Here is a 23,349-nt window from a genome sequence, read left to right as displayed (position 1 = left end):
AATTTAAAGATTAAATTGGTTTCTCTCCATAAAAGAAAAGTTTTAAAATCATTATTGACGAATAGTTTAAGTTGAAAAAGTCATTATATTCTTTTAATATATTACCAAACCTCGGATCCTTTTCTAATTCTTTATCAAGATTATATTTAAAGTTTTCTTTTCCTAAAATATCACTATGATTAATTACGGCTTCAATGTTTAAATTTTTAAATTTAAGTAATTTCATTAAAGTTAACAAACTACGACCTATTTCTCTGTTTCCATTTAAAGAAGATTGAAATTTAGATAAACTAGAATTTAATTGATTAATTAAATTATTCTTAGGATATGTTAGACCCCATAATTCACTATCTACATCTATTATTATAACCTTCCCACCTGGTTTTAAAATCCTATAGATTTCTTTTAAAGCCTTTATTGGATCTTGTAAATGCTGAAATACAAATCTAGCTACCACTATGTCAAAATAATCATTTGGCATAGAACTATTCGTAATATCATCATTCATAAAGCTAACTCTATTACTATAGTCTTTATTTAGCATTTTAAGGGCAAAATTCAGTAAAGTTTCATCATTATCTAATGAGACAACTTCAGAGTTATTAAAATTATCTAATAATATTTTAGTGTAAAAACCTGGCCCACTTCCTACTTCAAGAATCAAATTTTCATCTTCAACTCCCAAATTTCTAAGCATTTTTATTTCTCTATCATAACCAAAATACGCTTGTTTTTGTAGCCTATTTAATTCTCTTTGAAATCCAATTTTTTTATAAATTTCACTATATGCCATTTATTTTCTCCTAGGATTATTTACTCCATATATTATATACTTTAAAAGCTTTTTTGTTCTAAATATAAAAATAGACTAAAACAATTGTCTTAGTCTATTCCTATTCTAATCAACAGATTTTAAAGATTCAACCATCTTAACCTTTTTAAGCTTATAGAACATAACACTATTAACTAATACTGCAAACACAATAGTTAAAATTGCTGAAAGTATAAAACTAGGGAAATCTATATTTCTACCAAACATCATATTATCTATTTCAACTGTAAGCATTATAAATCTATGAAGTAATATCCCTAAAACTTCCCCAAATAATATTCCAAATATAGTTAAGAAAATATTCTCCCTATAAATATACGCAGAAACTTCCTTGTCATAAAAACCTAAAACTTTAATTGTTGCAATTTCTCTAATTCTTTCACTGATATTAACATTTGTTAAATTATATAGTACAACAAATGCTAGAGTTCCAGCTGAAACAATTATTACTATAATAACATAGTTTAAGCTCTTAATCATATTATCAAAATTTTCTCTTATACTACTATTAAATGATACTCCCTTGACTATTGATTTTTCCATTATCCTTAGTGAAAAATCATTTTCATTTTCTACATTTTCTGTATTAGCTATAATAGAATTATATATTGGTTCTTTATTAAAGATTTCCTTATAATATTTAGGAGATATATATGCATAATTAAATGTATAATTTTCTGTAATTCCAGAAACTTTTAATGAATACTCTTTATTATTTAATTTTATTTTCACTTCATCTCCTATTTTAGTTTTAGATTGTTTCGCTGCCTTTTCCGATAAAATTATTCCACTGTCGCTTAGCTTATATTTTTCTTTGCTTGTTCTATTGGTAAAATTAACAAACTCTCCTATTTTAGATGTATCCTGAGGAATAATTAAATTAATATCTTTATCAGTATCTTCAGTTTTAATTTTAGCATTTTCAGAAGATATCATAAGTAATTTATCTATTTCTGATAAGGTGCTTAATTCTTTTTCAAAATCTTTCTTTTCAAGATTGCTTATATCCTTATCTATATTTATAGTTAAATCATATTTAAAAATTTCTCCAAATTGCTTATCAACTATAGTTTTTATTGAATCCTTAATACCAAATCCAGTAACAATTAATGCTGTACATCCGGCAATTCCAAATACAGTCATGAAAAATCTTTTCTTATATCTAAATATATTTCTAACTGTTACCTTACCTATAAAGCCTAATCTATTCCATATAAAGTTAATTCTCTCTAAAAGAATCCTTTTTCCTTCTTTAGGAGCTTTAGGTCGCATAAGTGTTGCTGGTGTTTCTAATAGCTCTTTATAGCAAGCTAATACTGATGATAATGTAGTAACAGCTACTGATACTAAAGTGATTAATAAGGCTATAGGAATATTAAATTCAAGTTCTACTTTTGGTAAAGAATACATTATTCCATAGGCATCAAAGATAACTATTGGAAATACTGTGTATCCTATAATGAGACCAAAAAGACTTCCTAAAAAGCTTGCGGAAAATGAATATACTATATATTTAGAAGCAATCTTATACTTAGAATAACCTAGTCCCTTTAATGTTCCGATATTAATTCTTTGTTCATCTACCATTCTAGTCATTGTAGTTAAACATACTAAAGCAGCAACTAAGAAAAAGAATACAGGGAAAACCTTGGCTAGTTTATCAATACTATCTGCATTATTTTTATAGTCTACATATGAATATTGACTATTTCTATCTAATACATACCAACTTGGTTCTTCAATAGATTTAATGTCATTTTCAGCTTTAATTAATTTTGCTTCAGCAGATGCTATTTCTTTGTCAAACTGATCTTTAGATTCTTCATATTCTTTTTTACCTTTTTCTAATTCTATTTTTCCATTTTCTAAATCAAGTTTAGCACTTGCAAATTGATTTTCTGCATCTTTTTTACTAGTTTCTAATTTTTTCTTGTTTTCATTTAATAAATTTTGCCCCTCAGCTAATTCTTTTTCTTTATTAGCTATTTCTTCTTCAGCAGTTCTAATTTTATCTTCAGTAGTCTTAATTTGCTGATTTATATATGTAATTCCATTATTTATTTCATCTCTTGTCTTATATAATCCATTTAATTCATTCTTAATCTTATTCTTTTCTACTTCAGTTAAATTAGGATTTTTAAGTTCATTTTCTTTTTGATTTATCTGAATGTTTATTTCTTCCTTACTCTTTTCTAAGGTTACTAAAGATTCCTTTGCAGTGTTTATCATTGATTCAGCGTTAGCTTTTTCTTGAGTTAATGTTGCCTTAGCTGATTCTATTGCAGCCTTACCACTATCTATTTTATATTGACCTAATAATATTTCATTTTCTGCTTGAATTATTGTAAGTTTATAGTCAGTTTCTTTTTTAAATAATTCATCCTCACCGTTTTTTATAGTTTTTTCTGAGTCCTCTATTTGTTTTTGAGCATCTTTAAGTTTTTTTTCTCCAATTTCTTTTTGTTTATTTAATTCAGATTTACTTTCATTAAGTTTTTTATTTGCTTCATTCAAAATTTCTTCATATCTTAAACCAGCTCTTTCATTTCCTAATGATTCTAAAGACAATTGTATATCTTCAACAACGTCAAAATACTTCTTTGAATAACTATTAAGAGATTTTGCACCATTAATAGTTACATAAACTTCCGTATAAGCAGGAATCTTAAAATTATCTATTGGAATTACTACATAACTTGAAACTTTACCATTTCCTATAGTTGATGTTCCTTTTTCATAAGATAAATAATATGGTGTTTGGACCTTACCAACTATTTCATACTCAGTGTTTTCTAAGCTTTCATTTATTTCTTCATTTGTTCCTGATTCCAACTTTATTTTATCACCAATAGATAAATTTAAATTTTCTATTTTTCCAGCTTCAATTACACATTCATTTGATTTTTCAGGTAATCTACCTTCAATTAACTTATATTTATTAACATAATTATCGCTATTTAAGGGTATTCCCATAACTTTAATTACTAGTTCTGATGATCCTATCTTAGTAACTGTATCTAATGAATAAGTTGGAAAAACATCTTCTATGTTTTCAACTTTTCTTATTTCATCTATATCTTCATCAATGAATCCCAATGTAGAATATAATGTTAAATCCATAAAATTATAATCATCATAATATTTATCCGCAGTTCTTTTCATATCTATAGGAGCAACTTTTATTCCTGAAAAAAATGCAACTCCTAAAGCAATAATTGCAAATATCGAGAAAAATCTTCCTTTTGATTTTTTAATATCTCTTATAACATCTTTAAAAAAAGCAGTTTTCATATTACCATTCAATCCTTTCTATTGGAAGAGGATTTTCATTTAAAGTAATACTTTCAATCATACCATTTTTCACTTTAATTACTTTATCTCCCATAGGAGTTATTGCAAGATTATGAGTAATAATAACTACTGTCATATTATATTTTCTAGCTGTATCTTGCAATAACTTAAGTATTGATTTTCCCGTATTATAATCTAAGGCCCCAGTTGGTTCATCACAAAGAAGTAATTTAGGATTTTTAGCAAGAGCTCTTGCTATTGCAACTCTCTGTTGTTCTCCGCCTGATAATTGAGCTGGAAAATTATATTTTCTATCTTCTAATCCTACTGCATTTAATACATCAGATGGATTTAGAGGATTCTTACAAATTTGAGTTGCTAATTCAACATTCTCTAAAGCAGTTAAGTTTTGTACCAAGTTATAAAATTGAAAAACAAATCCAATATCAAAACGTCTGTATGAAATTAAGTCTTTTTCAGAATAATTACTAATAACATTATTATCTACAACAATTTTTCCACTAGTCGAGGTATCCATTCCCCCTAAAATATTTAAAATAGTACTTTTCCCAGCTCCACTAGCTCCAGCAACAATAACTATTTCTCCTTTTTCTATATTAAATGATACACCTCTTAGAGCATCAATATCTACTTCTCCCATCTTATAAGTTTTTTTAACATCCTTAAATTCTATAAAGCTACTCATAATTATCCTCTCTTTTCTTTAAATTAGTAAACTATATCTTTATGTGGAACTAAAAAATTCACAGCTTGTGGATCTATTGATATATCTATATTATTCTCATTTATTATTTCACCATCTATACAAGTAGTAAAATTATTCTTAGAACTAATGGTTATATTTTTACACTTTTTATAAATAAAATACTCTTTTATCTGATCATTATCTAAATGATTTCCAATTTTATAGATATTAATTAGTTTAATTAATTTCAATCTCGAAACTTTCTTAATTAAACATACATCAATTAATCCATCATCTATTTTAGCTAAAGGTGCTCCTTTATATCCACCACCATAGGCTACCCCATTAGCAATTACACATAATAAAAAATCACCATGAATTAACTCATTATTATCTATTGTTATATCTAACTTACTATACATTTTTTGAAATAAAGAGTAAAATACAGAAAGTGTATAGGCACCTTGTCCATTAATTAAAGGAAACCTTTTAAACTTGTTCATATTTTCAGCAACTTTAGCATCAAAGCCTACATTACATAAGTTAACAGAATATTTATCGTTAACCTTTAATAAATCTATTTTGGTCTCTTCTGAAACTATTTGTTTTTTTAAATCATAAAAGCCTGAAATAGAATTAAAATTTTTTATAAAATCATTTCCTGTACCATAAGGTATTACAGAAACACTAGCGTTTTTATAACCTATTAAACCATTTATTACTTCATTTAAAGTTCCATCTCCCCCACAAGCATAAAACCTTAGATTTCCTTTTTCAGATTCACATATAGATCTTGTATAAGCTGTAGCATCATATTTTTCTTTAGTAATATGAATTTTATATTCCTCATTTAATTTTTTGAAAGCATTATCTATTTCTTTAGTTATTTTAGTAGATATATTAATTTTACCTGCCTCAGGATTTATAATAAAAAAATGTTTTTTTATAGTCATAAGATTCACGTTCTCTTTCTAAATAGTTTATTTAGAAATAGTATACTATAACAAGAATATTTTATCATTAATTTCCTTATAATACTAAAAAATAATGCTATATCTCTAATAATAACTTATATATTTATACTATTTGTAAATAGTATTTTAAATATAAGTAAATATTTAATTTTAAATCTAAAAATAATAAAAAACCCTATAAGCTAAATTTACTCATAGGGCTAAAATTATAATAATTTACAACTATCTCTTATTATTAATTTAACTGGTAGAACAACCTTCTTACTCAATAATCTCTCATCTTTTATTCTTTCCATAAGAACATCAAGGGCAGTTTCTCCCATGAAATCAGTATAAACTTTCACTGTGGTTAATGATGGTGATAAATATTGAGCAGTTGGTATATCATCAAATCCCACTATACTTATATCATTTGGGATATTATATCCTTTCTCCTGAATAGCTTTATAAGCTCCAACAGCCATAGGATCACTTGCTATAAAAAATGCTGAAGGAATCTCTTTTAAATTTAATGCTTTTTTCATTAATATATATCCATCTTCTGGTGTGAAGTTACCTTTAAATATCCATTCTTCTTTAAAATTATTTATTCCATTCATAAACTCTATATAAGTTAATTCTCTATAATTCACTAGCTCTACTCCATCATTACTGCTATGAGGAGTTACTTTTGCACCAATATAACCTATGTTTTTATGACCTAAACTATATAAATATTCTAGTGATTTTTTTGCTCCATATTTTAAATCTACCACTATAGAATCGAACTCCCACTCTTCCGGTGAAGAATCTATAAATACAATATTTGAAGATAATTCTTTAAGTTTTAAAATTTCATCTTTTTGAAAAATTCCAATAGCAATTATTCCACTTAAGTCTTTATAATTATAGGAATCATCATTAAAAATTTTACTAAAATATAAGGATTTAAATCCTATATTTTCTTCTAAACATTTTTTTTCAATTGCCATTCGTATAGATAAAAAATAAGGGTCACTTAATTCTTTTGTTTCTGTAAAAGAACAAACTATCCCAATAGTATAATTATTAAGCTTACTTTTTCTTTCTCTTATTGTAACATAGTTCATTTCTTCTGCAATGCTTAATACACGTTTTCTAGTATCCTCTGAAACATTCAATGTCTTATCTAAATTAAGTATTCTAGAAACTGTAGAAATAGAAACTTCAGCTGCTTTAGCTATATCCTTAATTGTTGCCAATTTAAGCACCTCCTTTAATGAATTTTAGTATCTAGTTTTATTGAGAATAAAAGTTAATAAAGAAAATATCAATATGAGTTTCCAACGTAATATTACCCTTAATAAGTAAAGATAATAATATAATTTCTATATTATTATCTTTAACATAAATTATAAATAACTATACTATTGATGATTTTAAGCTATCAATATATTTTTTCATTGCCTTCTTTCCATCATCATCCCATTTAAACACACCACAATGTTCTAGAACCTTTTTAAAAACATTTCCTACTTCATCTTCTATTATTTTGTCAATATTTTCTTCATTAATTTCTTTATTATTACTTAATATATCTTTATACCAATTTGCATGAATGTTAATATCAGTGTAGTTATCAATACTTTCTTCCTTATTTAATAGTGCTTTTTTTATAGATTCTAACTCTTCTTTAAGTCTAGCTGGTAATACAGCTAATCCTAAAACTTCTATTAATCCTATATTTTCTTTTTTAATGTTATGAAGCTCCTTATGAGGATGGAATATCCCATCAGGATATTTTGAGTTAGTTCTATTATTTCTAAGAACTAAGTCTAATACATAGTTATCATTAACTTTCCTAGCAATAGGAGTTATAGTATTGTGAGGTGTTTCATTGCTAAATGCATATACTTCTACTTCAGAATCAGTGTAATTTCTCCAATGATTTAATATTTTTTCAGCTAATTCACTTATTGAAAATCTATTTTTACCTTTTAATCTTACTACTGTTAAAGGCCACTTTACAATTGATAAATCAATATCTTTATATTTTTCTATTGTAAAATTTAAATAGTCACTTGCCTTATCCATAGCAAATTTATAATTTCCTCCTTGATAGTGGTCATGAGTTAATATAGACCCTCCAACTATAGGTAAATCTGCATTAGATCCAACAAAATAATGTGGAAACTTTTCAACAAATTCTAAATTTCTATCAAAAGTATCTTTAGTTATTTTCATTGGAACATGTTCTCCAGCAAATACTATACAATGTTCATTATAATACGCATAAGGTGAGTACTGTAAAAACCATTCTTCATTTTTTAATTTCATTGGAATTATTCTTAAATTTTGCCTTGCAGGATGATTCAACCTACCTCTATATCCTTCATTTTCCTTACATAAAAGACATTTTGGATATTTAGCAGGAGGTAAAGTTTTTGCAGCTGCAATAGCTTTAGGATCTTTTTCAGGTTTAGATAAATTAATAGTTATATCTAAATCACCATATTCAGTTGGTGTTTTCCATACTAAATTTTGTGCAATTCTATCAGTTCTTACATAATCACAAGCTTTGCTAATATTATAAAAATAATTAGTAGCTTCCTCTTTAGAATACTCATATTTATTATAGAAATTTTTTATAACTTCAGAAGGTCTTGGCATTAATGAATCCATTATCTTAGTATCTAATAAATCACGATATATTGGAGAGTTAGATTCTAAAACTTTATTCTTATATGCGTAGTTTAATAGATTATTTAAAATCTCTGTTGGAGTACTTAAAATTTCATCTTCTATTTCAACATCTTCATATTCGTCTATATTTAAAATATCTAATATTTTATTTCTAACATAAATTTCATCTTCTTTTTCAAAGAGATTGTTTTGTAATCCATATTTTATTAATCTTTTGATATCCCTATAAATTCTCATAATTTCACCTACTTGTTAAACCCATTTGGATTATTTTCATGCCATTTCCAAGCTGAAGCTATTATATCTTCAACATTATCATACTTAGGTTCCCAGTTTAAAGTTTTTCTAGCTTTTTCAGCAGATGCTATTAATCTAGCGGGGTCACCGGCTCTTCTATCACAAATCTTAGCTGGTATCTCATGACCTGTTACTTTTCTTGCAGCTTCTATCATTTCTTTTACAGAAAAACCATTTCCATTTCCTAAATTAAATATGTCACTATTATTGCCTTTTCTTAAATAATCTATTGCTAAAATATGAGCATTAGCTAAGTCTATTACATGAATATAATCTCTAATACATGTACCATCTTCTGTATCATAATCTTCACCAAATATTGATATAAATTCTCTCTTTCCTAGAGGAACTTGAAGTATTAATGGTATTAAATGAGTTTCTGGACTGTGATCTTCACCAATACTTCCACTAACATGTGCACCTGCAACATTAAAATATCTTAATGAAACATATTTTACTCCATGAGCAATATCAGCCCATTTCATCATTTTTTCCATGGCAAGCTTTGTTTCTCCATAAGCATTTGTTGGTTCAGTTCTATCTGTTTCTACTATTGGCATTTTAGTAGCTTCTCCATAAGTTGCAGCTGTAGAAGAAAATACTATTTTCTTTACATCATTTGCTACCATAACTTTTAATAGTACTTCTGTACCATGCACATTATTATTATAATATTTTAACGGATTAGTCATACTTTCTCCAACTAACGAATTAGCTGCAAAATGTATTACTTCAGTAATATTATTTTCTTTAAATACCTTATCAAGTTCTTTTTCATTTCTGATATCTACATTATAGAATTTAGCTCTAGGATTAACTGCTTCTTTATGACCAGTTTCTAGATTGTCTACAACAACAACTTCCTCTCCTCTTTCTATTAATTGATATACAGCATGACTTCCAATGTATCCTGCTCCACCACAAACTAATATCATATTAATACCTCCTAAATTTCTCTAGTTCCGTTTCCAATATTGGCAATATAGAAACTAGCTTCATATCCTATTTTTTCTTTATATCCTTGTCCAACATTTTTTATAAAATCATCAGCATTATCTTTCTTTACTAAAGCTACTGTACAACCACCAAAGCCTGCACCAGTCATTCTAGCACCTAGAACACCTTCTTGACTCCAAGATAATTCTACTAGAGTATCTAGCTCTATACCAGTAACTTCATAATCATCCCTAAGTGAAATATGTGATTCATTCATAAGTTTACCAAAAGTAGTTAAATCATTTTGTTCTAAAGCATCTTTAGCCATTAAAGTTCTTTGGTTCTCATATACAGCATGTTTTGCTCTTTTTATTCTTATATCATTTTTTATTAAATTTTTATTTTCTTCAAATTCATTTATTGAAAGTTCTCCTAAAGCCTTAATATTTAAATTTGCTTTAAGTTCCTCTAAAGCTTTTTCACATTCACTTCTACGTTCATTATATTTAGAATCAGCTAATCCTCTTCTTTTATTAGTATTAGCTATTATTAATACTTCATCTTTTAATGCTACTGGACAATAATTATATTTTAGAGTATTACAGTCTAATAAAATAGCATTGTTTTCTCTTCCCATACCAATTGCAAATTGATCCATAATTCCACAATTTACACCAACAAACTTATTTTCAGCTTCTTGAGAAAATTTTACTAAATCAACTCTGTCTATATTGAAATCAAATAAACTATCCATCATAACTGCAATTAATAATTCTAATGACGCTGAAGAAGATAAACCAGCTCCATTTGGTATATTTCCATAAACAGCTACATCAAAACCTCTGTTTATATTATAACCATGTTTTTTCATTACATCAATTACGCCTTTAGGATAATTCACCCAATTATCTTGTTCTTTATATTTAATATCATCTAAAGAAAACTCTATAATACCTATTTCTTCAAAATTTCCTGAGTACATTTTAACTTTATTGTCATCTCTTAATCTTATTACGCCATAAGTTCCAAAACTTAAAGCACATGGAAAAACATTTCCTCCATTATAATCGGTATGTTCTCCAATTAAATTAACTCTTCCTGGAGAAAAAAAAGTTCTTGTTTCATTGTTATCACCAAAAGCATTTTTAAAAATAGAATTAATTTTATCTCTCATAATATCACTCCCAGTAAATATTTTGTAATTATTTTCAATTAAATAATATCATATAGGTAAAATAAATTCAATGATTTTTACTTAAATTTTACTAATTATTTTACTAAAAGTTTTACTGTAAGAATAAAAAAGGACAGGTAGCATATATTTACTACCTATCCTTTTAAAATTACTAAGATACTTGAGAACTTTCAAATTGACTGTTATATAAATTTGCGTAGAAACCATTTTTATTTAACAGTTCATTATGAGTACCTTGTTCAACTATATCTCCATCCTTCATAACAAGTATCAAATCAGCATCCCTGATTGTTGATAATCTATGAGCAATTATGAAACTTGTTCTTCCCTTCATTAAATTATCCATAGCTTTTTGAATTAGAACTTCAGTTCTTGTATCTACAGAACTTGTTGCTTCATCTAATATTAATATTTTTGGATCAGCTAATATAGCACGTGCTATTGTTAGTAATTGTTTTTGTCCTTGTGATACATTACTTGCGTCTTCATTTAATTCCATATTATATCCATCAGGAAGAGTTTTAACAAAATGATGAACATGTGCAGCTTTTGCCGCTTCAATAACTTCTTCATCCTTTGAATTAAGGTTACCATATCTTATATTTTCCATAATAGATCCATTAAATAGCCATGTATCTTGAAGAACCATACCAAATATTTTTCTTAAATCACTTCTTTTAAAATCATTTATATTATAATTATCTAATAAAATTTCTCCACCATTTAACTCATAGAATCTCATTAGAAGTTTTACAATTGTAGTTTTACCAGCACCAGTAGGTCCTACAATAGCTATTCTTTGACCAGGTTTTATTTTACTTGAAAAATCATTAATTATAATTTTATCTTCATTATATCCAAAGTGAACATTCTTGAATGTAACTTCACCTTTTATTTCTTCAACATTTATTGGATTAACAGCATCATCTAATTCTTCTTCTTCTTCTAAGAATTCAAAAACTCTTTCAGCAGCTGCTGCTGTTGATTGAAGAACATTAGCTATTTGAGCAGCTTGTGCTATAGGTTGATTAAAAGATCTTATATATTGAATAAAAGATTGAATATCTCCAACTTCAATATAATTTTTAACAGTTAAATATCCACCTAATATCGTTACAATAACATAACCAATATTTCCTATGAAAGTCATTATTGGCATCATCATTCCAGATAAGAATTGAGATTTCCATGCTGAATTGTATAAAGTATCATTCAATTCATTAAACTCTTCAACAGCTTTATTTTCTCCATTGAAGGCCTTCATTATATTATGACCACTATATATTTCTTCCACGTGTCCATTAACATGACCTAAAAAAGTTTGTTGTTCTTTAAAATACTTTTGTGATTTTTTAACTACTAGAGATATAAGCAATCCTGATAAAGGAACTACTATAATAGCAGCTAAGGTCATTGTTACACTTATAGATAACATCATTATTAGTACACCAACTAATGTGGTAATTGATGTAAATACTTGTGATAAACTTTGATTTAAAGTATTACTTACAGTATCTACGTCATTAGTAACTCTAGATAGAACTTCACCATGTGTCATTTTATCAAAATATTTTAATGGCATTTTATTAATTTTTATAGATATTTCTTTTCTTAAATTATATGAAACTTTTTGTGCAACACCAGACATAATAAATCCTTGGATAAATGAAAATACTGCACTAATTACATATAATACTACTAATAAAGCTATAATTTTACCTATATAAGTAAAATCTATTCCAGTGCCCGATGTTCCAGATATTTTACTTATTAGTCCTTCAAATAACTTAGTAGTTGCTTTACCTAAAATTTTAGGACCAATTATTGAAAAAGCTGCACTACCAATTGCAAAAATTAGTACAATAATTATAGACAATCTATATGGTTTTAAGTAATTTAGTAATTTTTTTAATGTTCCTTTAAAATCCTTGGCCTTTCCACCGGCAAGATGCATTCCTCCCATTGGACCACCAAAGCCACCATGTCTTTTTCCTTTTACTTCGTTACTCATGACATTAGTTCCTCCTTTGAAAGTTGTGATAAAGCTATTTGCTTATAAACTTCGCAGTTTTCTAGAAGCTCTTTATGAGTTCCAATCCCTACAATTTTTCCTTCATCTAAAACTAAAATTTGATTAGCATCTTTAATTGTACTAATTCTTTGAGCTACAATTATCATTGTGGCATCTTTTATATTGCTTTTAATTGCTTTTCTTAATGCAGAATCTGTTTTAAAGTCTAAAGCAGAGAAACTGTCATCAAATATATATATTTCAGGTTTTTTAACTAATGCTCTAGCAATTGATAATCTTTGTTTTTGACCACCAGAAACATTTGATCCACCTTGAGATATTTCTGTATTATATTTATCTGGTTTTGCTTCAATAAATTCTGTTGCTTGTGCAATTTCTGAAGCTAACTTTAACTCTTCAATATCTGCATTTGGTGACCCATATTTTAAATTGCTTTCAATAGTTCCTGAGAATAACACTCCCTTTTGAGGAATGTATCCTATTTTACTTCTTAATTCTTTTTGATTAACTTCTCTTATATCTACTCCATCAACAGTTATACTACCTTTAGATACATCGTAAAATCTTGGCATTAAGTTTATTAAAGTGGATTTTCCACTACCTGTACTACCTATTATTGCTGTTGTTTCACCAGGCTTGGCAGTAAAACTAATATTTTCAATTACGTAGTCTTCAGCACCTGGATATTTAAAGCTTACATTTTTATATTCAACTAATCCTTTTTTAGAATTATTGAATTTTTTAGTTTCTTTATTATCTTTTATAGATATATCAGTATAAAGTACTTCGCTTATACGTTGAGCAGATACTGATGCACGTGGAAGCATTATTGAAATCATTGAAATCATTAAGAATGACATTATTATTTGCATAGCGTATTGCATAAATGCCATCATATCTCCTACTTGCATTGTTCCTAAATCTACTTGATGAGCTCCAACCCATACTATTAATAATGTTAATCCATTCATAATAAGCATCATAATAGGCATCATAGAGGACATTAATCTATTTACAAAGAGATTTGTTTTTGTTAAATCTATATTTGCTTTATTAAATCTTTCTTCCTCATGTTTTTCTGTACTAAAAGCTCTTATAACTAGCATTCCAGTTAAGCTTTCTCTAGTTACTAAGTTAAGCTTATCAATAAGCTTTTGAACTGACTTAAATTTAGGCATTGCAAAAGTAAATAATATACTTACTAAAATAGTTATTAAAATAACTCCTATTGCAATAATCCAAGTCATGTTTGTATCAGTTCTTAAAACTTTTATTACACCACCTATTCCTAAAATAGGAGCATAGAATACTATTCTAAATAACATAACCATTAGCATTTGTATTTGTTGTATATCATTAGTACTTCTTGTAATTAAAGATGCAGTAGAAAATTTATCAAATTCAGCATTTGAAAATTTAGTAACTTTCTTAAAAACATCCCCTCTTAATGTTTTGCCTAGACCAGCTGCTATTCTTGCTGAAAGTAATCCAACAATAACAGTTGCAACCATGCTTATTAATGCTATTCCTAACATTTTTAATCCAGCTAAAGCTATATAATTTGTTTGTAATTTATCAGTATTTACTCCAATAGCTTTATATTCATCTTTTACAAAAGATACTGATGATTGCTGAATTATACTATCCGGCATTTCATTAAACTTTTCATTAATTCCATTTAGAATTTGATTAAATTGTTCTTTAGGTAAGTTTTTTAAAACTAGAAATATATCAGTATTTTGTGGTAAATTCATTTGGCTTTTAAACTCTTCTCCACCGAAATCACCAGAGTTAAGTCCAGAAACTATAAGTTCTGGTTTAGCTAAAATAGAATTTATTTTTTCTATAATAGTCTTATCCTTTGTATTTAGTACGTATATATCCTCATTTTCTATAATAGGATATTTTTTCAAGTAATCATTATACTCATTTTCGGATAAAATATCTTTATTGATTAATTTATAATTATCCTCTATTAATTTTGTATTATTATCCTCTATAAATAATAGTAACTTATCAAATTCACTTTTTCTTATGGCTTCTGGAGCTGAGTTTTTAATTCCACCTTGTTGTATTCCTACATTTACTATATTGGACATATAATCCGGTAGCGACAACTCACTAACAGCTTGCACAAATAATAGTATTATTACAGCAATGATAGAACCTATAAATGGTTTTAAGTACTTTGATAGCTTCATCATTTTATTTTGTCTCCTTTCAAAATAAGCATTTATATTTTTTATTATAAATATATATTAATTATATTTTCATAACTATTATATGTCAATAACAATTATACTTGTATAACTAAAAAAAATAGTTTATAATAAAATTAACAAATGATTAGGAGGAACATTTATGAATAATAATGATATGAATACTTTAACTAGTGAATTGTTAGATTTATTAGTGCAAATACATAACAAGCTTTTAAATCCAAGTGAAATGATTAAGGGAAGTATTTTGCCTCCATCACATATAAAAGTAATTTTTTATCTTTCACATAAAAAATCAATGTCAGTATCCCAAATGGCTAAATGTTTAGATATATCAAAACCTAATATGACTCCTATTATAGATAAGTTAATTAGTGACGGATACGTTGATAGATATCAAGATCCAAATGATAGAAGAAAAATAAATGTTGAATTAACTGAGAAAGCACATAATTTTTTAAAAGAGAAGAAAATAGAGATAAAAAATAATTTAATAGATAAACTTTCTTCTTTAGAAGAAGAGGACTTAATAGAACTTAGTTTTATAATAAAAGATATGCATAAAATAATATTAAAGTTAAAATAAAAAAATCGACGACTTTGGAGTCGTCGATTTTTAGCGTATATAACCTTTCTAAGTTTACCGTGGAAAAACTGGCAGGCGAAATTATTCTCTTTAATCTATAGAAATAACATCATACCCTTCTTCTTCTATAGCATTTTTTAATATATTATTATCTACTTCTGTTTCAACAAGAGCATTTTTATTCTCTAAATTAACTTCTAAAACATTAACATCTTTAATATTTTCTAAAGCTTCTTTAACATGTGAAACACAATGATTACAACTCATACCTTCAATTTTAATTATTTTTTTCATATAAATTCCTCCTTAATATTATTTTGTTATTACTTTATCTAATATTTTCATTATCTCTTTTATTTTTTCATCACCATCTCCACTAATACACGCATCTTTAACACAATGAGATAAATGATTTTCTAAAATTATCAAATTAGCTTTTTTCAATAATGATTGAGCTGCAAATATCTGATTTGATATATCAATACAATACCTATCATCTTCAATCATTTTTATAATACCCTCTATTTGCCCCCTAGCAGTTTTTAAAGATTGTAAAGCTTTTTTTCTTTCATTATTCATATCAACACCTCCCCACCCCATAGGGGTGTATATATAAATTATAATCTTTATATTATTTTTGTCAACATAGTTTCTAGTCCTATTATTTTCTTTAATATAAAACTATATTCAAACTACAAAAATAATAAATCATTACTCTAATGAATATTTTTTTATAATTTGCTTAAAATTAAATAATATGACGATATTTTGACTTTTTTGTTGATTTTAATGATTTGTTTTAAAATTATTATTTTTAAAATAAATTTAGATGTTATAATAATTAAGCATCTAATAAAGATGTGGGTGGGAGAGGGAAAAAGAAAAGAGGTTTTACAGAAAGGATGGACAAAATATTTAAACTAAAAGAACATAATACAAATTTTAAAACCGAGCTAATAGCAGGTTTAACTTCTTTTTTTGCCGCAGTATACATTATTGTGGTTAATGCAAGTATACTAAGTGATGGAGGTATATCTCAAGAGCCACTTATAATAGCAACAGTTTTAGCTTCATTTATAGGATGTTTATTAGTTGCATTTATAATTAATACTCCCCTTATAATAATGCCTGGTATGGGGATTAATGCCTTATTTACTTATACTATTGTTTTAGGTATGGGGCTAACTTTTAATCAAGCATTAGGTAGCGTATTTATATCTGGATTATTATTTTTAATAATTGCTATTACACCTTTATCTAAGATTTTAGATAAATCAATACCAAGTTCATTAAAAGAGTCAATTACAATTGGTATAGGTCTTTTTATAACATTTTTAGGATTCCAAAAAAGTGGCCTAATTATATCAGATCCTTCAACTTTGGTAAAAATCGGAGATATATCAAATCCAAAGATAATATTTTTTATATTTATTTTTATACTAACAATTATACTTTTTGCTAAAAATATTCCAGGTAACTTTTTAATAAGTATAATAGTTGGAACTATAATAGCAATTTTATTTAAATTTGTTGATTTATCAAGCTTGAATTTTGAATTACCAAATTTTAATCAATATAGAGAAATATTTTTTAACATTGATTTAAGTGAATTTTTTAATTCAAAGTTTTGGATTTCAACATTTTCATTAACTTTAGTTTTAGTTTTTGAAAATATAGGACTGCTTCACGGTCAAATAAATGGACTTTTAAAAAGTCCTAAAAAGCAAAGCAAAGCATTAAACTCCATAGCCTTATCAACAATAGCTTGTAGTCTTCTTGGAACGAGCCCTTCTGTTTCAACCGTTGAAGGAACTGCTGGTATAGCTGCTGGAGGTAAAACTGGTTTAACTTCATGTATAACAGGAATACTATTATTAGTCTCATTATTATTTATTCCTTTTATAAACATAATTCCAAACGAAGTTATAGCTCCAATATTAATTGTAATTGGAAGTTTAATGATTAAAGGAATCGTTCATATTGATTTTAACGATATTTCAGAAGCAATTCCTTGTTTTTTAATTATAGTATTAATTCCATTAACATTTAGTATCATAGACGGAATAGCATTTGGATTTATATCATATACAATAATGAAACTAGCAACTAAAAAAGATAAAGAAATATCAGTAACTATGTATATAATATCATTTATATTCATTTTTTATTTTATTTTAAATTCAATATAATTATAATATATAATTTTAAAGTTAAAGGGCTGTTTTAAGCAGCCCTAAATATATATTTTCAATTGTTTTTCTTTATAAAGTTTATAAAATTTTCTACTATTAAAGCTGTCATTCCCCAAATAGTATAGTTTTTATAAATATAAAACAAAGACTTATAAGTACCTTTTTTAAAATTATAATTTTCTCCACCATTAATTAAATTGTAGGGGAAAATTTCACTTCTACTTACATTTATTTCACTTAATATTTGTAAAGGTTCTATATTAATTAAATTTTCAATTGGCACAAAAAATATATGATCAACCTCATCTTTATTAATTTTTATATTATTTAAATTTTTTATATATCCTAAAAATGGATGGACTATTAATCCATAATGGGTTACAAGTAAATCTAATTCTTGAGCTATATGAAAATCACTTTTTATTAATCCTAACTCTTCACAAACTTCTCTTATTACAGTTTTTTTTGGATTCTCATTTTCTTCAATTTTTCCGCCAGGTAATGATATGTCACCTGGTTGATTTCTCATGTGTAGTGCTCTAACTTGAAAAACTATATTGGTTTTATTATCTATATCAACCATTAGTATAGCTACTGAAGCTCTTTTCATACTTTCCCATCCATTAATATATGGATTATAATTTTCAAATAATTTTAATATCTCTTCTCTCATCATAGTTACCCCTTTATAAGATTATAAAACCTCCTTAAAGAATACTAATCTTTAAGGAGGTTTATTTTAATTTTTAATAATTTTGTTAATAATTTCTACTCTTTCATCACCTAAGTATGGATATAACTTTGAAGAAAATATTCCATCCCTATAAACTCTATCTCCATTTGCTGAAACTATCTTTTTCACTTTTTCCTCTAGTTCATCATAACTTATTAAAAACTCCAAATAATTATCTACTAAGTCCTTTAAACATGTTGCTAATTCTTTTGGATTTCTATAAACTGCTCTCATTTTAATCTCCTTATATTATCTAATGTAATTACATATATTATAAAGCTATTTATTAGCTTTTTCTAGTATAATTTATTCATCTTTGTCAAAAAACTATATTATTCTATCATAATAATTAATCTTCCATTTTCTTTAAGCCATTTCTCTAATTCTTTATAATTAGGAACAATACTTTCTACTAGATTCCAAAACTCTTTAGAATGATTCATTTGTTTTAAATGACATAATTCATGTATTATGATGTAATCTATTATATCATATGGCATTAAAATAAGCCGCCAATTTAATCGTATTTCTTTTTTACTATTACAGCTTCCCCACCTTGATTTCTGGTTTTTTATTATAATTTTAGAAGGTAACAAATTATTTTTTATTGATAACTTATTTACTCTATTAATAAGAAGGCTTTCAGCTTGTTCTATATACCAATCTCTTAATACTTTATTTATATATTTACTATTAATTTCTTTAGTTTTTATATAAACAAAATCACCTTTTATATATACTTTATCCTTATTTGCTTGTTCTATTTTTCTTATATATTCAATTCCTAAGAAAATAACCTTATCATCCTTATTATAACAGCTGTTTTTTAGATTATTTACATTATTAATTATCCAATTTTGCTTTTTTCTTAATAGAGTTTCAATATATGAATAACTAATCCCTATAGGAGCATAAACAATAATTTCCCCATCTTTATTTATTTTTATAGAAATATTTTTTTTATCTTTTAGCACCAAATTATAATAGATATCCTTTTCTTTTAACTTAATACATCTTCTCATAACTTTACCTAGATATTTTTTTGGGATTGGGTAAGAAAATAAAGAAAATAACAACAGATATAATTATCAATATAAATCCTAAAAGGTACATCCCAAAGTAACCAAACATATCTTGAACTAGGCTATATATAGATGGATAAATAAAGTTAGATCCACCAGTACTTAGTACTGACAAAACTGCAAAGGAAGTAGCAATTGAATCATGACTTAAAATATCCCTTAGATATTTAAATAAAAAGCTTAAATATAATCCATACATAATGCCATGTAATTGATCCCCTATAACTATTAAAAATACATTTCCAGTAGAAAACAGTAATATTTTTATTGCTGCTATAGATAAGGCTATTGTTAAGCATTTTTTACTATTAGAATTAATTAAATATTTAGATATTATCATAAAAGAAAAAAACTCAATAACAACTCTAAAACTTATAGAACTACTATATATTTCATTTGCTTTATTTACATCTCCTACTATATCAACTAAATAAGATGAATAAGCAAAATCTAATCCCATATAACTACCCATTCCTAAAAAAACAACTACTATAAGTAAGATAATATTCCTATTCTTAAATAAGTCTATGAATTTAATCTTACTATTATTTTTTCTAATCTGTATAGTATCTTTAAATTTAAATAAAATAACTGCCATCATTGAAACTATCATTATTAGAGCAATTATATGGAGAATTTTGTATCCAAATTTATTTATAACAATTCCAGAAATAAATACTATTATTGCATATCCAATAGATCCCCATTTTCTTATATCTGAGAATTCATACTTACTTTTTATACAGAGTTCTTCAATATATACTTCAAAAATACCAGCTAAAGATCCTAAAATACCTCCATAAATAGGTGCAAATAAAATTGTTAAATCTTTATTTATAACCATAAGTCCTATTATAGCTGTAAAAACTAAAACTAAATAGAAAAGAATAAATCTATTTTTATTATCTGATTTAGAAAACTTATTTGAAAGTATTGGCTGAAAAATTAAAGTAAACAATGCTCCTACTGAAACTACTCTCCCAACTTCGCTAAGGGTTAACCCTATTTCTTGATTTAAATATGGGAAATAAAAAGTTGTTAAAATACTAAAAACCCCAAAGGTAAGAAAAGTAGTTAAACCGTAATACTTTTTCATTTGTAGACCTCCATTTATATTATTTCTTATATATTATAATAATTTCAAGAAATATAAAAGGCTATCTATAAAAGATAGCCTAACTTTTTACTTATTACTCCATAATCCATGTAGATTACAGTATTCTCTAACTCTATCTACATCACCTTTAAATTTGAATGTAGCAACTGGTTTTTCACCTGGATTTAAGTGTTGTCTTAGAACCTGTCCATCCTTAGTTATTACCTCTACCCATTGAATAAAGTGTTCATCTACCATAGGATGTTCAACTTCGCCAACTTTAACTAGCAATTCTCCGTCTTTTTCCTCTGCTACTGGTATATGTTTTTCTACTGCTGCATCAACAGTATTTTCATTCAATAATGTCATTGGCTTACCACAGCAAACTAAAGTTCCACCAGCGTCATTTAATATTTCCACCATGTTACCACAAATTTCACATTTGTACACTTGTAATTTTTTTACCATTAAAATCACTCCTTATTAATAATAATTATTATATATAGTTTACTACTTTTCATCAAACTTTACAAATTTTTCTTATATCCTTAAAGCCTCTTCAGCTAAGTTTCTCACATATTTGTAGTCATTTACTTCTAAATACTCATAATTTATGCTTAATTTTAATTTTTCTGTAAATTCCATCAAATTTCTGATAATTGGTTTAATCCTTATAGGTATATCTATAATTTTATTATTCATATAGTTTATTATCATTAAATTTGTACTATAGACCTCTATACTACTTACATCACCATTATTAATTATTTCTTCAATTCCATATAAAATTGCATGTACATGAGCTTCTATCACAGTTCCCTTTCCGACATCTTTAGAAAAAATAACTTCTTTACAATTGTCATTTAAAATTACTCCACCAATCCCCATATCGCTGTCTAAATTTCGAGTGTTATTACAACATCCACTTACATAAAGTTTGTATTTCATATATCCTCCAACAATAAACTTATACCTTATAGACTATTCCCTATTTATTTTTATTATTCTTAAATACTTTAAATTTGAAATATAATTCATATAAATGTAGAATAGTTATTATATTTTATATAATTTAAGAAACCATACTCAATAGGAGGGGCAAAATGAGCATTTTAAAAGAAAATGATACTATTGGATTAATTTCATGTTCTAATGGGCTAAGCAATGATACAAAAGAAAAAGTAAATACTTTGACTGATTTATTATACTCTTTAAATTTAAATGTAGTTATTTCAAAGGCTTTATATAAAAATAGTAATAACAATACTGAGGATGAAAAATTCAGGGCTAATGAACTTATGAATTTATATAATAATAAAAATATTAAAGCTATATTTGATTTATCTGGTGGAGATTTATGTAATGAAATTTTAGATTATTTAAACTATGATATAATTTTAAACTCTAATATTCCCTTTATTGGTTATAGTGATTTAACTGTTATTTTAAATTCACTATATACTAAAACAAATTCAATTAATTTTAATTATCAACTTAGAAACCTAATAAGAGAAGATAGCGAAAATCAAATTAAATATTTTAAAGAAGTTTTTTTTAAAGATACTGACATGTTAAGAGAAGTTAATTATAAATTTATAAGAGGAAATTATATGGAAGGTACTTTAATAGGAGGAAATATACGCTGTTTCTTAAAGCTAGCAGGAACTGAATATATGCCATCATTTGAAAACAAAATTTTATTTTTAGAAGCTTTAAGTGGTGATATTAATAAAATTTCAACTTTCATTACACAGTACAAACAGATTGGAGCATTTTCTAAAATTAAAGGACTAATTTTAGGAACCTTTACTGAATTCGAGAAAACTTATGATGAATTGGAGTTAGAAAAGTTAATATTAAATAAATTGAAAGATTATGATTTTTCTATTATAAAAACTTCTGATTTAGGTCATGGTCCTAATTCAAAAGCAGTTCCTATTGGAAAAAGAATTATATTAAAATAGTTAAGCTTTCCATTGTTGAAATAATATTTTAATAAAGTTATAATTTATACTATGATAAACTTAGTTTATTATAATTAATATTTTGAGGTGAAGTTATGTTAAAAGAAGAACTGAAAAAAAATGAAATAGCTGCAATGAAAGCTAGAGATAAACAAACAGTAAGTGTATTGAGATTAGTTAATGCTGAAATTAAAGCATATGAAGTAAATGAAAGAAAAGATGCTACTGATGAAATAGTTATTAAAATTATAGAAAAGCAACTTAAACAGGTAAAAGAAACTCTTCAATATGCTATCCAATTAAATGATGAATCTAAGATAGACGAAGGTAATTTTGCAATTACTTTACTTACTCCTTATCTTCCTGCACAATTAAGCGAAGATGAAGTTAAAGAAATGCTTAAAGAAATAATTTCAAATGGAAATTATGGTCCTTCTGATATGGGAAAAATAATGAAAGAAATAATGCCAAAGGTTAATGGTAAATTTGATAGATCTAAAATTAACCCAATGGTAAAAGATATTCTTAAATAAAATAATCCTCCAAATGGAGG

At 26.0% G+C, this 23,349-nt stretch carries 22 protein-coding genes; 4 read left to right on the top strand and 18 right to left on the bottom strand.

All coding sequences use genetic code 11. The features are described from left to right. Positions 1 to 10: 10 nt before the first annotated feature. From BN6774_RS10220 to BN6774_RS10175, 10 genes are all read right to left on the bottom strand, one after another. Positions 11 to 793: a class I SAM-dependent methyltransferase gene (locus BN6774_RS10220; RefSeq protein ID WP_066893264.1), complete on the bottom strand. Its 783-nt coding sequence runs from the start codon at positions 791 to 793 to the stop codon at positions 11 to 13. A 105-nt stretch (positions 794 to 898) separates the two neighbouring features. After that, positions 899 to 4,123 (bottom strand): FtsX-like permease family protein, encoded by a 3,225-nt coding sequence (locus tag BN6774_RS10215; RefSeq protein ID WP_066893262.1) that lies wholly within the window; start codon positions 4,121 to 4,123, stop codon positions 899 to 901. A 1-nt stretch (position 4,124) separates the two neighbouring features. Further along, positions 4,125 to 4,829 (bottom strand): ABC transporter ATP-binding protein, encoded by a 705-nt coding sequence (locus BN6774_RS10210; protein WP_066893260.1) that lies wholly within the window; start codon positions 4,827 to 4,829, stop codon positions 4,125 to 4,127. Positions 4,830 to 4,852: 23 nt separating this feature from the next. Then, entirely contained in the window at positions 4,853 to 5,782 is a 930-nt protein-coding gene (locus tag BN6774_RS10205) for a diacylglycerol/lipid kinase family protein (RefSeq protein ID WP_066893258.1), read from the bottom strand. Positions 5,783 to 6,009: 227 nt separating this feature from the next. Then, complete coding sequence (locus BN6774_RS10200; RefSeq protein ID WP_268873139.1) at positions 6,010 to 7,032, bottom strand: LacI family DNA-binding transcriptional regulator; 1,023 nt, start codon at positions 7,030 to 7,032, stop codon at positions 6,010 to 6,012. Positions 7,033 to 7,183: 151 nt separating this feature from the next. After that, positions 7,184 to 8,701: a UDP-glucose--hexose-1-phosphate uridylyltransferase gene (gene galT / locus BN6774_RS10195; protein WP_066893254.1), complete on the bottom strand. Its 1,518-nt coding sequence runs from the start codon at positions 8,699 to 8,701 to the stop codon at positions 7,184 to 7,186. Positions 8,702 to 8,709: 8 nt separating this feature from the next. After that, on the bottom strand, positions 8,710 to 9,696 hold the full coding sequence (gene galE / locus BN6774_RS10190) for a UDP-glucose 4-epimerase GalE (RefSeq protein ID WP_066893251.1): 987 nt from the start codon (positions 9,694 to 9,696) through the stop codon (positions 8,710 to 8,712). A gap of 11 nt (positions 9,697 to 9,707) precedes the next feature. Continuing rightward, positions 9,708 to 10,871: a galactokinase gene (locus BN6774_RS10185; RefSeq protein ID WP_084766979.1), complete on the bottom strand. Its 1,164-nt coding sequence runs from the start codon at positions 10,869 to 10,871 to the stop codon at positions 9,708 to 9,710. 172 nt (positions 10,872 to 11,043) lie between these two features. Then, on the bottom strand, positions 11,044 to 12,903 hold the full coding sequence (locus BN6774_RS10180) for an ABC transporter ATP-binding protein (protein WP_066893249.1): 1,860 nt from the start codon (positions 12,901 to 12,903) through the stop codon (positions 11,044 to 11,046). Then, a complete protein-coding gene (locus BN6774_RS10175) occupies positions 12,900 to 15,128 on the bottom strand; it encodes an ABC transporter ATP-binding protein (protein WP_066893247.1) in 2,229 nt (742 codons plus the stop codon). The genes BN6774_RS10180 and BN6774_RS10175 overlap by 4 nt, the downstream gene beginning before the upstream one ends. 157 nt (positions 15,129 to 15,285) lie before the next feature. Here BN6774_RS10175 and BN6774_RS10170 point away from each other — a divergent pair, with 157 nt between their 5' ends. After that, positions 15,286 to 15,729, top strand: a complete 444-nt coding sequence (locus BN6774_RS10170; protein ID WP_066893245.1) for a MarR family winged helix-turn-helix transcriptional regulator — start codon at positions 15,286 to 15,288, stop codon at positions 15,727 to 15,729. A 90-nt stretch (positions 15,730 to 15,819) separates the two neighbouring features. Here the strand turns inward: BN6774_RS10170 and BN6774_RS10165 are convergent, their stop codons facing one another. Both BN6774_RS10165 and BN6774_RS10160 read right to left on the bottom strand, forming a co-directional pair. Further along, positions 15,820 to 16,023, bottom strand: a complete 204-nt coding sequence (locus BN6774_RS10165) for a heavy-metal-associated domain-containing protein (protein ID WP_066893243.1) — start codon at positions 16,021 to 16,023, stop codon at positions 15,820 to 15,822. Positions 16,024 to 16,041: 18 nt separating this feature from the next. Continuing rightward, entirely contained in the window at positions 16,042 to 16,308 is a 267-nt protein-coding gene (locus tag BN6774_RS10160; protein ID WP_066893241.1) for a metal-sensing transcriptional repressor, read from the bottom strand. A gap of 323 nt (positions 16,309 to 16,631) precedes the next feature. Here BN6774_RS10160 and BN6774_RS10155 point away from each other — a divergent pair, with 323 nt between their 5' ends. After that, positions 16,632 to 17,918 (top strand): NCS2 family permease, encoded by a 1,287-nt coding sequence (locus BN6774_RS10155; RefSeq protein WP_066893239.1) that lies wholly within the window; start codon positions 16,632 to 16,634, stop codon positions 17,916 to 17,918. A gap of 58 nt (positions 17,919 to 17,976) precedes the next feature. Here the strand turns inward: BN6774_RS10155 and BN6774_RS10150 are convergent, their stop codons facing one another. The 6 genes from BN6774_RS10150 to BN6774_RS10125 all read right to left on the bottom strand — a co-directional run bounded on the left by BN6774_RS10150 (position 17,977) and on the right by BN6774_RS10125 (position 21,780). Further along, the gene (locus tag BN6774_RS10150; RefSeq protein WP_066893237.1) at positions 17,977 to 18,597 is read right to left on the bottom strand and encodes an NUDIX hydrolase; all 621 of its coding nucleotides are present in this window, start codon (positions 18,595 to 18,597) and stop codon (positions 17,977 to 17,979) included. Between the two features lie 63 nt (positions 18,598 to 18,660). Next, a complete protein-coding gene (locus BN6774_RS10145) occupies positions 18,661 to 18,888 on the bottom strand; it encodes a TIGR04540 family protein (RefSeq protein WP_066893235.1) in 228 nt (75 codons plus the stop codon). 98 nt (positions 18,889 to 18,986) lie between these two features. Further along, entirely contained in the window at positions 18,987 to 19,676 is a 690-nt protein-coding gene (locus tag BN6774_RS10140) for a M48 family metallopeptidase (RefSeq protein WP_066896600.1), read from the bottom strand. A 4-nt stretch (positions 19,677 to 19,680) separates the two neighbouring features. Further along, positions 19,681 to 20,832, bottom strand: a complete 1,152-nt coding sequence (locus BN6774_RS10135) for an MFS transporter (protein WP_066893233.1) — start codon at positions 20,830 to 20,832, stop codon at positions 19,681 to 19,683. An 87-nt stretch (positions 20,833 to 20,919) separates the two neighbouring features. Then, positions 20,920 to 21,300 (bottom strand): desulfoferrodoxin, encoded by a 381-nt coding sequence (locus BN6774_RS10130; protein WP_066893231.1) that lies wholly within the window; start codon positions 21,298 to 21,300, stop codon positions 20,920 to 20,922. A 72-nt stretch (positions 21,301 to 21,372) separates the two neighbouring features. Beyond that, on the bottom strand, positions 21,373 to 21,780 hold the full coding sequence (locus BN6774_RS10125) for a reverse transcriptase-like protein (RefSeq protein ID WP_066893229.1): 408 nt from the start codon (positions 21,778 to 21,780) through the stop codon (positions 21,373 to 21,375). A gap of 155 nt (positions 21,781 to 21,935) precedes the next feature. On the opposite strand from BN6774_RS10125, the gene BN6774_RS10120 reads away from it, so the two are divergent. Both BN6774_RS10120 and BN6774_RS10115 read left to right on the top strand, forming a co-directional pair. Beyond that, positions 21,936 to 22,796 (top strand): S66 peptidase family protein, encoded by an 861-nt coding sequence (locus tag BN6774_RS10120; protein ID WP_066893227.1) that lies wholly within the window; start codon positions 21,936 to 21,938, stop codon positions 22,794 to 22,796. Between the two features lie 95 nt (positions 22,797 to 22,891). Further along, a complete protein-coding gene (locus BN6774_RS10115) occupies positions 22,892 to 23,329 on the top strand; it encodes a GatB/YqeY domain-containing protein (protein WP_066893225.1) in 438 nt (145 codons plus the stop codon). Positions 23,330 to 23,349: the final 20 nt, after the last annotated feature.

Origin of the sequence: Clostridium nigeriense, assembly GCF_900086595.1 — a bacterium.
Lineage (GTDB): Bacteria > Bacillota > Clostridia > Clostridiales > Clostridiaceae > Clostridium > Clostridium nigeriense.
The sequence above is the reverse complement of the archived record's forward strand: the minus strand, read 5'-3'. Positions and strand labels throughout refer to the sequence as shown.

Coding starts and splice junctions, on each gene's coding strand:
- BN6774_RS10220 (WP_066893264.1), bottom strand. CDS start 793: ATGGCATATAGTGAAATTTATAAAAAAATTGGATTTCAAAGAGAATTA.
- BN6774_RS10215 (WP_066893262.1), bottom strand. CDS start 4,123: ATGAAAACTGCTTTTTTTAAAGATGTTATAAGAGATATTAAAAAATCA.
- BN6774_RS10210 (WP_066893260.1), bottom strand. CDS start 4,829: ATGAGTAGCTTTATAGAATTTAAGGATGTTAAAAAAACTTATAAGATG.
- BN6774_RS10205 (WP_066893258.1), bottom strand. CDS start 5,782: ATGACTATAAAAAAACATTTTTTTATTATAAATCCTGAGGCAGGTAAA.
- galT (WP_066893254.1), bottom strand. CDS start 8,701: ATGAGAATTTATAGGGATATCAAAAGATTAATAAAATATGGATTACAA.
- galE (WP_066893251.1), bottom strand. CDS start 9,696: ATGATATTAGTTTGTGGTGGAGCAGGATACATTGGAAGTCATGCTGTA.
- BN6774_RS10185 (WP_084766979.1), bottom strand. CDS start 10,871: ATGAGAGATAAAATTAATTCTATTTTTAAAAATGCTTTTGGTGATAAC.
- BN6774_RS10180 (WP_066893249.1), bottom strand. CDS start 12,903: ATGAGTAACGAAGTAAAAGGAAAAAGACATGGTGGCTTTGGTGGTCCA.
- BN6774_RS10175 (WP_066893247.1), bottom strand. CDS start 15,128: ATGATGAAGCTATCAAAGTACTTAAAACCATTTATAGGTTCTATCATT.
- BN6774_RS10170 (WP_066893245.1), top strand. CDS start 15,286: ATGAATAATAATGATATGAATACTTTAACTAGTGAATTGTTAGATTTA.
- BN6774_RS10165 (WP_066893243.1), bottom strand. CDS start 16,023: ATGAAAAAAATAATTAAAATTGAAGGTATGAGTTGTAATCATTGTGTT.
- BN6774_RS10160 (WP_066893241.1), bottom strand. CDS start 16,308: ATGAATAATGAAAGAAAAAAAGCTTTACAATCTTTAAAAACTGCTAGG.
- BN6774_RS10155 (WP_066893239.1), top strand. CDS start 16,632: ATGGACAAAATATTTAAACTAAAAGAACATAATACAAATTTTAAAACC.
- BN6774_RS10150 (WP_066893237.1), bottom strand. CDS start 18,597: ATGATGAGAGAAGAGATATTAAAATTATTTGAAAATTATAATCCATAT.
- BN6774_RS10145 (WP_066893235.1), bottom strand. CDS start 18,888: ATGAGAGCAGTTTATAGAAATCCAAAAGAATTAGCAACATGTTTAAAG.
- BN6774_RS10140 (WP_066896600.1), bottom strand. CDS start 19,676: ATGAGAAGATGTATTAAGTTAAAAGAAAAGGATATCTATTATAATTTG.
- BN6774_RS10135 (WP_066893233.1), bottom strand. CDS start 20,832: ATGAAAAAGTATTACGGTTTAACTACTTTTCTTACCTTTGGGGTTTTT.
- BN6774_RS10130 (WP_066893231.1), bottom strand. CDS start 21,300: ATGGTAAAAAAATTACAAGTGTACAAATGTGAAATTTGTGGTAACATG.
- BN6774_RS10125 (WP_066893229.1), bottom strand. CDS start 21,780: ATGAAATACAAACTTTATGTAAGTGGATGTTGTAATAACACTCGAAAT.
- BN6774_RS10120 (WP_066893227.1), top strand. CDS start 21,936: ATGAGCATTTTAAAAGAAAATGATACTATTGGATTAATTTCATGTTCT.
- BN6774_RS10115 (WP_066893225.1), top strand. CDS start 22,892: ATGTTAAAAGAAGAACTGAAAAAAAATGAAATAGCTGCAATGAAAGCT.